12 protein-coding genes are annotated in these 13584 nt (G+C 72.2%); 5 read left to right on the top strand and 7 right to left on the bottom strand.

Features of this window, described 5'->3' with window-relative positions; genetic code table 11:
• The first annotated feature begins 63 nt into the window (after positions 1 to 63).
• The 3 genes from GWI24_RS11835 to GWI24_RS11825 all read left to right on the top strand — a co-directional run bounded on the left by GWI24_RS11835 (position 64) and on the right by GWI24_RS11825 (position 2758).
• Positions 64 to 1692, top strand: a complete 1629-nt coding sequence (locus tag GWI24_RS11835) for an MDR family MFS transporter (RefSeq protein WP_281789728.1) — start codon at positions 64 to 66, stop codon at positions 1690 to 1692.
• A gap of 68 nt (positions 1693 to 1760) precedes the next feature.
• Positions 1761 to 2219 (top strand): helix-turn-helix transcriptional regulator, encoded by a 459-nt coding sequence (locus GWI24_RS11830; RefSeq protein WP_374103296.1) that lies wholly within the window; start codon positions 1761 to 1763, stop codon positions 2217 to 2219.
• A 71-nt stretch (positions 2220 to 2290) separates the two neighbouring features.
• Complete coding sequence (locus GWI24_RS11825) at positions 2291 to 2758, top strand: VOC family protein (protein ID WP_210945868.1); 468 nt, start codon at positions 2291 to 2293, stop codon at positions 2756 to 2758.
• Positions 2759 to 2818: 60 nt separating this feature from the next.
• Here GWI24_RS11825 and cseC read toward each other — a convergent pair whose 3' ends face one another.
• The 5 genes from cseC to GWI24_RS11800 all read right to left on the bottom strand — a co-directional run bounded on the left by cseC (position 2819) and on the right by GWI24_RS11800 (position 7356).
• Entirely contained in the window at positions 2819 to 4138 is a 1320-nt protein-coding gene (gene cseC / locus GWI24_RS11820) for a two-component system sensor histidine kinase CseC (RefSeq protein WP_210945867.1), read from the bottom strand.
• Positions 4139 to 4144: 6 nt separating this feature from the next.
• On the bottom strand, positions 4145 to 4852 hold the full coding sequence (cseB, locus tag GWI24_RS11815; protein WP_210945866.1) for a two-component system response regulator CseB: 708 nt from the start codon (positions 4850 to 4852) through the stop codon (positions 4145 to 4147).
• Positions 4853 to 4861: 9 nt separating this feature from the next.
• Positions 4862 to 5557, bottom strand: coding sequence for a hypothetical protein (locus GWI24_RS11810; protein ID WP_210945865.1), 696 nt, complete (start codon positions 5555 to 5557; stop codon positions 4862 to 4864).
• A 26-nt stretch (positions 5558 to 5583) separates the two neighbouring features.
• Positions 5584 to 6195 carry a SigE family RNA polymerase sigma factor gene (locus GWI24_RS11805; RefSeq protein WP_201857127.1) on the bottom strand — a complete coding sequence of 204 codons (612 nt, stop codon included), beginning with the start codon at positions 6193 to 6195 and terminating at the stop codon, positions 5584 to 5586.
• A gap of 234 nt (positions 6196 to 6429) precedes the next feature.
• Positions 6430 to 7356 (bottom strand): A/G-specific adenine glycosylase, encoded by a 927-nt coding sequence (locus GWI24_RS11800; RefSeq protein ID WP_247616225.1) that lies wholly within the window; start codon positions 7354 to 7356, stop codon positions 6430 to 6432.
• Positions 7357 to 7647: 291 nt separating this feature from the next.
• On the opposite strand from GWI24_RS11800, the gene GWI24_RS11795 reads away from it, so the two are divergent.
• Positions 7648 to 8508 carry a hypothetical protein gene (locus GWI24_RS11795; protein WP_210945864.1) on the top strand — a complete coding sequence of 287 codons (861 nt, stop codon included), beginning with the start codon at positions 7648 to 7650 and terminating at the stop codon, positions 8506 to 8508.
• Between the two features lie 356 nt (positions 8509 to 8864).
• Here GWI24_RS11795 and disA read toward each other — a convergent pair whose 3' ends face one another.
• Together disA and radA are read right to left on the bottom strand one after the other, a co-directional pair.
• Entirely contained in the window at positions 8865 to 9923 is a 1059-nt protein-coding gene (gene disA / locus GWI24_RS11790; RefSeq protein ID WP_044581604.1) for a DNA integrity scanning diadenylate cyclase DisA, read from the bottom strand.
• A gap of 314 nt (positions 9924 to 10237) precedes the next feature.
• Positions 10238 to 11662 carry a DNA repair protein RadA gene (gene radA / locus GWI24_RS11785; protein WP_210945863.1) on the bottom strand — a complete coding sequence of 475 codons (1425 nt, stop codon included), beginning with the start codon at positions 11660 to 11662 and terminating at the stop codon, positions 10238 to 10240.
• Positions 11663 to 11955: 293 nt separating this feature from the next.
• On the opposite strand from radA, the gene GWI24_RS11780 reads away from it, so the two are divergent.
• A partial coding sequence (locus tag GWI24_RS11780; protein WP_210945862.1) for a sigma-70 family RNA polymerase sigma factor occupies positions 11956 to 13584 on the top strand: 1629 nt, incomplete at its 3' end.

Below are 13584 nucleotides of genomic sequence, written 5' to 3'. Positions count from 1 at the left end.
AACTAGCCGGGCGGCAAGTAAGTGGGCGTCAGGGCTCTCATCATCCAGGGGGAGACGGAGAACATGGTCCGTAAACAATCAGACGACGAAGCGCCATCCGCTTCGGCACCGGCTCAGGCCGCCCGGGAGGCCCAGCAGCCCCCGGCCAAGGCCGAGCCCAAGCAGCGCAGCACCAGTGTGGTCATATTCGCGCTGATGATCGCGATGCTGCTCGCGATGCTCGACAACATGATCGTGGGCACCGCGATGCCGACCATCGTCGGCGAGCTCGGTGGCCTCGACCACCTCTCCTGGGTGGTGACCGCGTACACCCTGGCCACCGCCGCCTCGACCCCCATCTGGGGCAAGCTCGGCGACATGTACGGCCGTAAAGGCATCTTCCTCACCTCCATCGCGATCTTCCTCGGCGGCTCGGCACTGTCCGGTATGGCGCAGAGCATGGGTGAGCTGATCGGCTTCCGGGCCATCCAGGGCCTGGGCGCGGGCGGTCTGATGGTCGGCGTGATGGCGATCATCGGTGACCTGGTGCCGCCCCGGGAGCGGGGCCGCTACCAGGGCATCATGGCAGGTGTGATGGCCGTGGCCATGATCGGTGGCCCGCTGGTCGGCGGCACCCTGACCGACCACCTCGGCTGGCGCTGGATCTTCTACATCAACCTCCCGCTCGGTGCCATCGCCCTCGCGGCGATCACCGCGGTGCTCCACCTGCCGAAGAAGCGCTCCGGGGGACGGATCGACTACACCGGTGCCGCCCTGCTGACCGTGGGCATCACCGCGCTCGTGCTGATCACCACCTGGGGCGGCAACGAGTACGCCTGGGGGTCGGGCCAGATCATCGGGCTCGGGGCGGTCGGTATCCTCTCGCTCGCCGCGTTCCTCTACGTCGAGACGCGGGTCGCCGAGCCCGTCCTGCCGCTGCACATCTTCCGGAACGCCAACTTCTCGCTGGTCACCACGATCGGCTTCCTCACCGGTTTCGTGATGTTCGGCTCGACCACCTTCCTGCCGCTCTACCAGCAGACCGTCCAGGGCGCCACGGCCACCAACTCCGGGCTGCTGCTGCTCCCGATGCTGCTGGGCATGCTGGTCGTCTCGCTGGTCGCGGGCCGGGTCACCACCGCGACCGGCAAGTACAAGATCTTCCCCATCGTCGGCGGTCTTCTGATCACCGTCGGGATGTTCCTGCTGTCCACGATGGACACCGAGACCACCCGCTTCACCTCCGGTCTCTTCATGGCGGTGCTCGGCATGGGCATGGGCTGCCTGATGCAGACGACCATGCTGGTGGCGCAGAACAGCGTCGAGATGAAGGACATGGGCGTCGGCAGCTCCTCCGCCACCCTCTTCCGCACCCTGGGCGGCTCCTTCGGCGTCGCCGTCCTCGGCGCCCTGTTCACCAACCAGGTGCGGGACACCATGACCGAGCGGGGCGGCGGTAAGGCCGCGGCCATCACCTCCGGGAGTGCCCAGCTCGACCCGGCCAGCCTCAAGCTGCTGCCGCCGCCCATCCGGGACGCGTACACCCACGCGGTGGCCAGCGGTGCCCATCAGGTGTTCCTGTGGGGCGCGCTGATCAGCATCGTCGGTGCCGTCGCCGCCTGGTTCGTCAAGGAGGTCCCGCTGCGCGGGGCCGCCACCAAGTCGGCCGACAGTGACGAGGCCGCGGCGGTACCGATCGCCGAGACCGTCTGACCAACGGTCCGGGTGAGCGGGGTCGCCATCAGGGGCCGCTGTCAGTGGGGCATGACACCATCGGGCTCATGGTGACCTCGCCGGACGAGGCGCGGCTGGCGCAACTGCGCCGGCTGCGCCTCGCGAAGGACGTGATGGACCGCGACTGGGCCGAGCCGCTCGACCTGGACGCGGTCGCCGGGCACGCCGGCTATTCGCGTTATCACTTCATCCGCGCCTTCAAGGGCGCCTACGGATCCACCCCCGGCCAGTACCTGACCCGGCGCCGCATCGAGCGGGCCGAGGAGCTGCTGCGCTCGGTCAATCTCTCGGTCACCGAGATCTGCTCGCTCGTCGGCTTCAGCAGCCTCGGCACCTTCTCCACGAGCTTCAAGAGGCAGACCGGGCTCACCCCCAGCGCCTACCGGGACCTGCACGTCGGCCGGGCCGCGGCGGTCATCCCGGGGTGTTACGCGATGCTGTGGTACGGCGGGCGAGACGCCCGCGCCCCCGGCTCCAAGGACCGCAATTCTCAAGAAGCGGAATGAATCCGCCGCTGCCTACCGTGGCCACGTCGCGACGACGTGCGCGGCCCACCCCGATACCTCCGGAGGCAGCAATGATCAAGGGGATGTCCATCGTCACCGTCTGGGTCCTCGACCAGGACCGGGCCAAGGAGTTCTACACCGAGAAGCTGGGCTTCGAGGTCCGCACCGACATGAGCATCGGCGGGGACGGCGAGGGCGGCGGTATGCGCTGGCTGACGGTCGGTGCCAAGGACCAGCCGGATGTGCAGCTGACCCTGATGGTGCCCAGCTCACCGGGGCTCGACCCGGAGTCCGCCGAGGCCCTCAGGACGCTGGTCGCCAAGGGTGCGCTCGGCGCCGGGGTGTTCACCACGGATGACATCCACCGCGACTACGAGGCGCTCAAGGCGAAGGGCGTGGAGTTCGTCCAGGAACCCCAGGAGCGTCCGTACGGCACCGAGGCGCTCTTCCGCGACGACTCCGGAAACTGGTTCTCGTTCACCCAGCCCCGCGAGGAGCTGGACTTCAGCAAGCCCTGGGACGGCTGCACCTCGAGCTGAGCGCTCAGCACTCCGAGACTCCGAGACTCCGAGCCGAGCTCAGCACTTCGAGCCGAGTGCTCAGTCCGGCACCTCGATGATCGGGAAGCTGCCGGTGTTGGTGGGCGCGGACTCCGGCAGCCAGAGCACGGCGACCGCGCCCCGGCACTCCCCGTCCGCCTCGTCGCCGCTGTCCATCAGCGGATCCGCGTTGCGGAACGTCAGCCGGGCGCCCAGCACCCGCGCCTGGCCCGCGGCTATGGTCAGCCCCAGGCCGTGCCCAGTGCCCGCGCGGTCCTTGCTGCCGGTGCGGAACCGGCTCGGCCCGTCCTTCAGCAGCTCCTCCGGAAAGCCGGGACCGTGGTCGCGTACGCGCAGTATCCGCCCTTCGACGGTGACCTCGAAGGGCGGTTTGCCGTGCCGGGCGGCGTTGGCCAGCAGATTGCCCATGATCCGCTCCAGCCGCCGGGGGTCGGTGGAGACATGGGCGTCGCGCACCACGTTGACCGCAGCGTCGGGGGCCACCGCCCGGACCCGGCGGGTGATGAACTCGGCCACGGCTATCTCCTGAAGCTCCGCGCGCTCCGCGAAGCCGTCCAGCCGGGCCACTTCCAGGACGTCCTCGACCAGGGTGCGCATCGCCTGCGCCCGGTCCCGTACCAACTCGGTGGGGCGGCCCGGCGGCAGCAGTTCGGCGGCCGTGAGCAGGCCGGTGACCGGCGTGCGCAGCTCGTGGGCGATATCGGCGGTGACCCGGCGCTCCGCCTCCAGCCGCTGCTGAAGCGCCTCGGCCATGCCGTCCACCGCACGCGCCAGATCGTCGGTCTCATCGCGCACCCGGCCGCCGATCGACTCGCCCACCCGCACCTCGGAGTCGCCCTCGGCCAGCTTGCGGGCGGCGGTGGCCGCCTTGCGCAGCCGTCGGGAGAGCTGATCGCCGATGAGCACACCGAGCGCGATACCGCCCAGCACCACCGCCACCGAGCCGATGATCAGCACCCGGTCGAGGTCGTTGAGGACGGCGAACCGGTCCTGGAACTTGGTGTGGACGGACAGCACCTTGCCGTTCCGCAGCGGCACCGAGGCCCACACCTCGGGGGTGCCGGTGCCGGAGTCCTCCAGATAGGTGGCGCGCTGGCCGCGCCACGCCTCCTTCTTCAGCTGCTCGGGCAGATGGGGGTCGTCCAGCTTGGCGCCGAACCCCAGCACCCGGGACTGCTCGTACCACCGCTGGGCGACCTTCACCCGCTCGTCCATCACGGTGCGGCTGTTGTCGAGCATCGAGACGCGGGCCGCGTTGTGGACGACGAGGCTCAGCACCACCGCCACCAGCGTGCTCACGGCGGCGATGGCGAGGCTGACCTTCCACCGCAAGCCGGTGCGCAGTGCGAACCTCCGCAATGCCGCTCAGCCCTTGAGCTTGTAGCCGAAGCCGCGGACCGTCTCGATGCGGTCCTGGCCTATCTTGCCGCGCAGCCGCTGCACATGGACGTCCACGACCCGGGTGTCCCCGCCCCAGCCGTACTCCCAGACCCGCTCCAGCAGCCGGTCGCGGGAGAGCACGGTGCCGGGCGCGGCCGAGAACTCCAGCAGCAGCCGCATCTCGGTCGGGGTGAGCGCCACTTGAAGGCCGCCCTTGCGGACCTCCATGCCCTCGGGGTCGACCTCCAGATCGCCGAAGCGCAGCACCCCGCCGTCGGGCTCCTCGGGGGCGGGCTCCGCGCCCCGCCCGCCGGGGCCGCTGGCATGGCCGAAGCGGCGCAGCACGGCCCGGATGCGGGCCACCAGCACCGCGCCGTCGAAGGGCTTGGTCACATAGTCGTCGGCGCCGGCCTCGAGGCCGAGCACCACGTCGATGGAGTCGGCGCGCGCCGAGAGCATGATCACGGGAACGGTGGACTCGTCGCGGATCCGGCGGCACAGGCTGACCCCGTCCAGGCCCGGAACCATCACATCGAGCAGCGCGATATCGGGGCGGTCGGCCCGGAAGCGCTCGAGGCCGGTCAGCCCGTCGGGCGCGGCCGTCACGAGAAAGCCATCGCGCTCCAGGGCGAGCTGCGTGGCTTCACGGATGACATCGTCGTCCTCGACGAAGAGCACATGGGTCTCGGCCACAGCCTCGCTTCAGCCTTCCGTTCCGTCGTCGGCGCGCGCGGTCGGCACCGGGGTCGCCTCTTCCTTGGGCACATTCTTGCTGTAGTCGGTGCGCTCGCGGGACCGCACCGTGAACGAACGGTCCGCCCCGGACCAGCCGTAGGTGATCACGGTCTCGCTCGAAGGGCAACAGACCGAGTCCCCGGAGGTGTAGGAGAGCTTCGTCACCCGCAGCTCGTCCTTGGCGACGTCGGCGTAGACGGGCGGCTGCTCGTCGCTGAAGACGTTCTGGTACCGGTCGCCGACCTTGCGGTACACATACGAGCCGATACCGAAGCCGTCGGTGCAGCTCATGACGTTGATGACCAGGTCGGAATCGGCGGAGCCGGTCAGCCGGCCGGACGTCACGTCCACCGGATAGCCCTTGATCTCCTGCTTGGCCTCGCGCTCCTTGGCCGTGGGGCAGGGCTTGAGGCTCGTCTTCAGATCGTCGCTGACGCGCGGATCCGCCTTGACCAGCTTGATCACGTCGACCTTCTTCCCGGCAGCCGGTGACGGCCGGCCCGTGGCACGGCCACCCGCGTACGCACCGGAGTCCGCGGCGGCCGAGGCCCACTCGGTGCTCGCCGGTCCCTCCTTGCGCACCCCCTGGCTCGCATCACCGCATCCGGCCAGCATCCAGCCGCCGGCGGCCGCGAGGCCCACGACCGCGCCGCCGGTGAGCATGACTGTCTTGCTGGGAGAGGCCCTGGTCAGGCCGCGCACCGTTCCTGCCCCCGCTCCTGGCGGGCGCGCCGGACCCGACCCGTGTGCTGCCGGACATTGGTGGCCGGCTTGGTGCCCCCGTCCTGACGGCCGAGCGCGCGGGCGTCCAGATCGCGGCTCTCCAGCTCCTGCCGCAGCCGGGCCAGCGCCCGGTGCAGCGTGCTCTTGACCGTTCCGGTCGACATTCCGAGCGCCTCCGCGGTCTCTTCGGTCGTCATCTGCTCCCAGTGTCGCAGCACCACGACACTGCGCTGCTTGGGAGCGAGCACGGAAAGGATGTCCATCAGCAGGGCGCGGTCGGCGTGCTGCTCGGTGCCGTCGTCGACGCTCGCCTCCGGGAGCTGCTCGGTGGGCACCTCGTCCAGCTTGCGGGCGCGCCACCACTCGGTACGGGTGTTGATCATCACGCGTCGGAGATAGGCGTCCGCGAGGGACTTGTCGGCTATGCCGTCCCAGCGGCCGTAGGTGCGCACCAAGGCGGTCTGGAGCAGATCCTGTGCCTCGACCGGGTCGGGGATCAGCCGACGGGCGCTGCGCAGCAGCGCGTCCTGCCGATTCCGCACGTACTCCTCAAAGTCCAGAACATTGCTGCTGCTCATGATGTGCAGCCTCCATCCCGCTGGTTTCCCCGCCGCCTGTGTGTCCGGCTTCTCGCTCGGCACGGGAAGGACGCTACGGAGGCGCTGTTGCGGCGCCATGCGCAACTACGCCTCGGCAAACGCACAGCTACCCATAGGTTGTGTAACAACGGAACCCGGCCCGACTGAGCGTCAGAACCGGGTCCTGGGCGTGTCACAGGTCTGTCACAGACAGGGCCGTGACGAGGGATGTTCTCAGGTCAGCGGCAGCCGGTAGAGGCCGCCCGAGAGCGGCTCCACCAGTCCGTCGGAGACGAGCCCGTCGAGCGCGCGGGCGCGCTGCACCGGCTCGTCCCACACCTGGTCCAGCGTCGTCTGCGGCACCGGCGTCACCGCCTCCCGCAACACCGCGAGCAGTTTGCCGCGCACCTGGCGGTCCGTACCGGCGTAGGTCTGGCCGCGCCGCGGCGGTCCCTCGTGCTCCGGTGAACCGGCCTGCCGCCAGGCGCACAGCGCGGCGATCGGGCAGCGTGCGCAGTCGGGGGTGCGGGCCGTGCAGACCAGCGCGCCCAGCTCCATCGTGGCCGCCGCCCAGCGCGCCGCGGTCGGCTCCTCCTCGGGCAGCAGCGTGCGGGCCAGCTTGCGCTCGGCGGCGGTGGTGGCGTTCGGCGGGTACTGCGCACCGCTGACCGCGCGCGCGAACACCCGGCGGACATTGGTGTCCAGCACCGGATGGCGCTGACCGTATGCGAACGAGGCCACGGCCGCCGCCGTGTACTCACCCACCCCCGGCAGCGCCAGCAACTGGGCGTGGTCGCGCGGTACGTCACCGCCGTGCCGCTCCCTTATGGCGGCCGCGGCGCCGTGCAGCCGCAGCGCCCGGCGCGGATAGCCGAGCCGGCCCCAGGCGCGGACCGCCTCACCGGGTGGTTCCGCGGCCAGGTCTGCCGGGCGCGGCCAGCGGGCGAGCCACTGCTCGTACACCGGCAGCACCCGGTTCACCGGGGTCTGCTGGAGCATGAACTCGCTCACCATCACACCCCAGGCGCCCGCCTCGGGGCGGCGCCAGGGGAGGTCGCGCGCGTGCGCGTCGAACCAGTCGATGACGGGCCGGTGCAGAACGGCTCCGTCGGGGTCGGAGGATGCGGCGGCCGGGACGGCGGAAGCGGAGATGGCAGTCATCGCATCCGATCCTGACATGACGGGACGGCTCGCGGGGCCCAGGGCGCGGGCGTTCGGGTTTCAGCCGCGCCAGTCGTTGCCAAATCGTGCGATACGGCGCCCGTACGGGAACGGATGACCGCTTGCCGCGCCCGGGTGCGGTCTTCCGGTGCCCCTGGGGTGACCTCGGGGCGCCTAGTGGACGTCTGGGGGACCCCTCATGTGCCGGATCCGGTCGGATCATGAGAAAAGTAGGGTCTGGAGCGGGGGTTATTGGCCGGTAGTGCTCCCGATCTCTCGTAGAGTTTCCGCGTGGGATCTCTGCGCAATCCGATCGGGCCGCTTCCCTCCTCCATTTACTGGCGGCGGAGGGCCGTTGCGCTGGCCCTGCTCATCGCCATCATTCTCGTGGTCATCTGGGCCTTCGGCTGGGGTGGTTCGGGCGGTGGCGGAAGTGACGAGGGCAAGGGATCGGGCGGCGGGGGACCCGCGAGCACGATCACCCCGGGCCCCTCCTCCTCCGGGCCGGTCAACAGCGAACGGCCCGGCGGGCGCGACGAGTCGGACAGCGGCGGCTCGGGCTCCGGCGGCAGCGGGGGCAGCGGCGGCGGCTCGGACGACGGCGGCGCGGGCGCGAGCGGCGGTGGCGCGGGCGGCGGCAGCGGCTCCGGCGGCGCGGGTGGCTCATCGGGCGGCGGCGCGGGCGGTGGCATCGGCACCGGGACCGGGCAGGGCCTGCCCGCCGGATCGAGCCTGCGGGACTGCCGCCCCGGCGACGCGGAGCTGACGGTACGCAGCGTCAAGGACTCCAAGGTCAAGAACACCTGGGCGCCGGGGGAGAAGCCCACCTTCGAGATCGTCGTGAAGAACACCAAGTCGAGCTCCTGCAAGGTCGACTTCGGGCGCGCCGCGGCCTCGCTGACCATCACCGACGCCCACAACGCCCACGTCTGGGCCTCCGACGACTGCCCCGAGGGCAGCGCCGCCGCGCTGGTCGAGGTGCCCGGCTCCGGTCAGACCAAGCGCACCGTGGAGTGGGACCGCGAGCGCAGCGCCGAGCACTGCGCCACGCCGTCGGGCAGCGCGTCGGCCAAGCCGGGCACGTATCTGGTCGAGGTGAAGGTGGACGGGCTCGGGACGGCCAAGGTGTCGTTCGTCCTGGAGAAGGACTGACGAGTGGCTTTCGGGGCGTCGTAACGCGGGCGGTGCCCCGCCGCGGCCCTGCCTCGGCCAGGGGTGCCCGACGGATCGTGACGCCTGCGGCGGGCTGCTCCCCTCCCCGCCCCTTCCCGAAACTGGGGCTTCGCCCCAGACCCGGAGCGGGGCTCCGCCCCTTCCCGCAGTATCGATATGCGGCTCCGCCGCGTGGTCCGGCGGACACCCCGTAGACGTACGGCTCAGGGCTAAGCGGATCGGCGGAAGTCGGCCGCGGTTCGGACGCGCCCCGAAGGGGCGCGGGGAACTGCGCGACCAGCCACGACGGCGTCGCAGACGATCGACGGCAGGTCGGGGCACTTCCTGCGGACCGCTTAGACGTACCGCTCCAGGATGGACGACTCCGCCAGCCGCGACAGCCCCTCGCGGACCGAGCGCGCCCGGGCCTCGCCGACACCGTCCACCATCTGCAGATCGTCCACGCTCGCGGCCAGCAGCTTCTGCAGGCCCCCGAAGTGCTCCACCAGCCGCTCGATGATGGCGCCAGGCAGCCGCGGCACCTTGGCCAGCAGCCGGAAGCCGCGCGGCGAGACCGCCGAGTCGAGGGTCTCGGGCGAGCCGGTGTACCCCAGCGCGCGGGCCACGATGGGGAGTTCGAGCAGCTCGGCGTGGGTCAGCCGGTCCAGCTCGGCGAGCGCGTCGGCCACCGTACGGGTGCGCTTGGCGGTCGGCTCGGGCACGTAGTCCCGCACCACCAGCTCACGCTCGGGCTCCACGCCCGCGATCAGCTCGTCCAGCTGGAGGGAGAGCAGCCGGCCGTCGGTGCCCAGCTCGACCACGTACTCCGCGATCTCGGTGGCGATACGGCGGACCATCTCCAGCCGCTGCGCGACCGCGCTCACATCCCGGACGGTGACCAGGTCCTCGATCTCCAGGGCCGAGAGCGTGCCCGCCACCTCGTCGAGGCGGAGCTTGTACCGCTCCAGGGTGGCCAGCGCCTGGTTGGCGCGGGAGAGGATCGCCGCCGAATCCTCCAGGACCCGCCGCTGGCCGTCCACATACAGCGCGATCAGCCGCATCGACTGGCTGACCGAGACCACCGGGAACCCGGTCTGGATGGAGACGCGCTGCGCGGTGCGGTGCCGGGTGCCGGTCTCCTCGGTGGGGATCGCCGCGTCCGGCACCAGCTGCACCCCGGCCCGCACGATCTTGGTGATGTCCTTGTCGAGCACCAGCGCGCCGTCCAGCTTGCACAGCTCGCGCAGCCGGGTCGCGGTGAACTCGACGTCGATGACGAAGCCGCCGGTGCACAGCGACTCGACGGTCTTGTCGGTGCCGAGCACGATCAGCCCGCCGGTGTTTCCCCGGAGAACGCGCTCGAGGCCGTCGCGCAGCGCCGTGCCGGGCGCGACCGCGCTCAGGGAGGCACGCATCAGACCGTCGGCCTTGCCGGGTGCCGTTGCCCGGTCGCCTGCTGCCACTGCACTCCTCCGTCGCAAGGTCTGTCGGTGCCACGAGTCGCCCTGCCATGCCGTTGCGCGAGGCCACGTATGGGCGAGACCAGGGCAAAGTCTACCGGCGGCCACCGGCCTCCCGTGGGGTCTCCCGGCGTACGCCCGTAGGCGCGATGCGGAGTGCGACTCCCCCTGGGCCGCGCGCCACTCGGCTCACCAACCCTGCCGTACGCCCTCACCAGCGCACTCGGCCACGCTTCCGCCACCGCTCCGGTGACGCCTGGCCCACCATGTCAGCCCCGGTCGTCCGCCTCCACCCGCGCCTTCTCGCCCCGCTCCCGGCGCCGGGGCAGCACCCGCAGCGCGTCCCCGATGTCCGCCACCTCCAGCACCCGCATCCCGTCCGGTATCCGGCCCGGGTCGCCCGGCACCAGGGCGTGGGTGAAGCCGAGCCGGGCGGCCTCCGCCAGCCGCCGCTGCACCCCGGTGACCCGCCGGACCTCGCCCGCGAGCCCCACTTCGCCGATCGCCACCAGGTTCTTGGGCAGCGGGGTGTCACTGGCGGCGCTGGCCAGCGCGAGCGCCACGGCGAGGTCGGCGGCGGGCTCGGACAGCTTCACCCCGCCCACCGTGGCGCTGTAGATGTCCCGCTTGCCCAGCGCGCTGATCCGGCCGCGCTGCTCCAGCACGGCGAGCATCATCGAGACCCGGGAGGTCTCCAGACCGGAGGTGGTGCGGCGCGGCGAGGGGATCTGGGAGTCCACGGTGAGCGCCTGCACCTCGGCCACCAGCGGCCGGCGGCCCTCCAGGGTGACCGTCAGACAGGTGCCCGGCACCGGCTCGTCGCGGCGGGTGAGGAACAGCCCGGAGGGGTCGGCGAGCCCGGTGATGCCCTCGTCGTGCAGCTCGAAGCAGCCGACCTCGTCCGTCGCCCCGTAGCGGTTCTTCACCCCGCGGACCAGCCGCAGCCGGGCGTGCCGGTCGCCCTCGAAGTGCAGCACGACATCGACCAGATGCTCCAGCAGCCTGGGCCCGGCGATGGCGCCGTCCTTGGTGACATGACCCACCAGCAGCGTGGACATCCCGCGGTCCTTGGACGCGCGGATGAGCGCCCCGGCCACCTCGCGCACCTGCGCCATCCCGCCCGGCGCGCCGTCGATCTCGGGCGAGGCGACGGTCTGCACCGAGTCCAGGACGAGCAACGAGGGCTTGACCGAGTCGAGATGGCCGAGGACCGCGGAGAGGTCGGTTTCGGCGGCGAGGTAGAGATGCTCGCTCAGCGCGCCGATGCGGTCGGCGCGCAGCCGCACCTGACTCGCCGACTCCTCACCGGTGATGTAGAGCGTGCGGTGCTCCTCGGAGGCGGCCTTGGCCGCCACGTCCAGCAGCAGTGTGGACTTGCCGACCCCGGGCTCCCCGGCGAGCAGCACGACCGCGCCGGGGACCAGCCCGCCGCCGAGCACCCGGTCCAGCTCGTCCACGCCCGTGCCCCGCGCGGTGGCCTGACGGCCGTCCACCTGGCCGATGGGCAGGGCGGCCGAGGTGACCCGGCCGGGTGCGGTGGTGCGGACCGCGGGCGCCCCGTACTCCTCGACCGTGCCCCACGCCTGGCACTCCGGGCAGCGGCCGAGCCACTTGGCGGTGGTCCAGCCGCACTCCGTACAGCGGTAGGAGGGCCGGTCCTTGGCGGATGAGCGGGAGGAGCTACGGGCAGCCATGCCGTAACGCTAGCGTCGCCCACCGACAGAGCCGAACGGCGCCGGTCAGGGCCCTCCACATCGGCCCCTCATCGTCCCCTTCACCGGTCCGTCCACCGGCGGGTTCACGGCCCGTTCACCGGTCCGTTCACCGGCCCGTTCATCGGCCCTCCGGAGGGCGCCCGGCGCATAGCAGGTTGCGGCCACCGGAGGGGGACACCTGTCCCCTTATGAGGGAGATGGTCACCCGTAAGGGTTAAAACAGTGCAAGTGGCGCGAGGAAGTCTGCATCATCCGCCTACCGTCGCCGGGTGATGAGCAGCAGGTCCGAGCACTCGACACAGACCACCGGCGCACAGCGGGCGCGGCGCCGTGCGCCCCGCTCCACCACCACCCGCCCCCAGCGGCCTCCGGAACGCTACGAGCCGTACCTGGACGGCCTGTTCACGTACTGCCTGTCGGCCCTGTGCGAGCACGACGCCGCGGCCGCCGCGGTGGGCGACGTACTGGCGGTGGCCGAGCGCCGCACCGGCCGGGGGAGGGGCCGGGTGACGGCGGAGGGAGAGCTGTCCCGTCCGTGGCTCTACGCGGTCGCCCGTTGGGCCTGTCTGCGCAAACTGGCCGAGCGCCGTGGCCGTACGGGGACGGACACCCCGGGCGACGGCACCGCGGCCGAGCTGCCCGAGTCCATCGCCGCCCAGCGCCGCCGCGAACTGGCCGCGCTGGCCTGGCCGGAGGCCGCCGGGACCTCCGCCGAGCAGCGCGAGGCGCTCGAGCTCGCGGTGCGCCACCGGCTGGGCCCCTCCGAGGTGGCCGCCGTGCTCGGCAAGGACCAGGAGGAGACCCGCGCCCTGCTCTCCAGCGCCGCCTGTGAGGTGGAGCGGACCCGCGCGGCGCTCGCCGTCGTCGAACTCGGCCACTGCCCGGTGGTCGCGCGGCTCGCGGGCGACACCCAGGTGCTGCTCTCCGCCGCGCTCCGCCGTGAGCTGGTGCGCCATGTGGACGACTGCCGCGAGTGCCGCCGGATGGCCGAGCGCGCCACGGCCGACGGACCCTGGCCCGGTACGGCTGCCGCGCCCGCCGAGCTGCCGGTGGTGGAGGCCCCCCGCGCCGCCGTGCACGCCGCGCTGCTGGGCGCGCGGGGCCGACGGCCCGCCCGCGCGGGCGCCGGGCCCCGGTTCGACCGGCGCGGCTTTCCGCTGGAGCCCCAGGACCGGGCCGCCCGCCGCAGCCGGATGCGCAGCCGCGTGCTGACCACGACGGTGGTCGCCACAGTCGTGGCGGCCCCGGTGCTCGCCCTGTGGGCCGCCTACCGGGGCGCCCCGCTCGCCGGTGACGAGCGCGACACGGACTCGGTGGCCGCCGCCGACGCGGATGGCGCGGACCAGGCCCCGGCCGGTCAGGACCGGCCCGCCCGGCGCTCGTACGAGCAGACGGGCAGCGCGCAGGACCGTTCCGGCACGCGGATCGGCTCCGGCCCGCGCAGCGCCAAGGCGGGCCGTGGGGCGTCGGATGTGTCGGTCGAGGTGATCGACGCGGACGGCGTGGTGGAGCGGCCGGGGCACAAGGGCGGCGAGGTGTTTCGCCCCGACGGCTCCCCGGCCGGTGGCGGCCGCCCCGGGGACGGCTCCGGACCCTCCCGGCCCGCGCCAGGGCCGGGGCGGCTCACGGTCACGGCCCATCCCGAGGGCGATGTGACGGTCATCACCCTCACCGCGTCCGGCGGTTCACCGGTGCACTGGTCGGCCACCGCCGGGGCGCCCTGGCTCCAGCTGAACCACACGGCCGGGGTGCTGCGGCCCGGCGACTCCACGACCATCACGGTCTCGGTGGACCACGATCGGGAGCCGGCCGGGCACTGGAGCGCGCGGGTCTCGGTGGACCCGGCGGGCGCGGTGGTGCTGATCGAGGGCCGGGGTGCGTCCCCCGAGCCCACGCCCAGC

It is taken from the genome of Streptomyces sp. MK37H (assembly GCF_018035285.1).
GTDB classification, from domain to species: Bacteria; Actinomycetota; Actinomycetes; order Streptomycetales; family Streptomycetaceae; genus Streptomyces; species Streptomyces endocoffeicus.
Note: the sequence above shows the minus strand (reverse complement) of the source record. Positions and strands in the feature narration are given on the sequence as shown.

Coding starts and splice junctions, on each gene's coding strand:
- GWI24_RS11835 (WP_281789728.1), top strand. CDS start 64: ATGGTCCGTAAACAATCAGACGACGAAGCGCCATCCGCTTCGGCACCG.
- GWI24_RS11830 (WP_374103296.1), top strand. CDS start 1,761: ATGGTGACCTCGCCGGACGAGGCGCGGCTGGCGCAACTGCGCCGGCTG.
- GWI24_RS11825 (WP_210945868.1), top strand. CDS start 2,291: ATGATCAAGGGGATGTCCATCGTCACCGTCTGGGTCCTCGACCAGGAC.
- GWI24_RS11810 (WP_210945865.1), bottom strand. CDS start 5,557: ATGCTCACCGGCGGCGCGGTCGTGGGCCTCGCGGCCGCCGGCGGCTGG.
- GWI24_RS11805 (WP_201857127.1), bottom strand. CDS start 6,195: ATGAGCAGCAGCAATGTTCTGGACTTTGAGGAGTACGTGCGGAATCGG.
- GWI24_RS11800 (WP_247616225.1), bottom strand. CDS start 7,356: ATGACTGCCATCTCCGCTTCCGCCGTCCCGGCCGCCGCATCCTCCGAC.
- disA (WP_044581604.1), bottom strand. CDS start 9,923: ATGCGTGCCTCCCTGAGCGCGGTCGCGCCCGGCACGGCGCTGCGCGAC.
- radA (WP_210945863.1), bottom strand. CDS start 11,662: ATGGCTGCCCGTAGCTCCTCCCGCTCATCCGCCAAGGACCGGCCCTCC.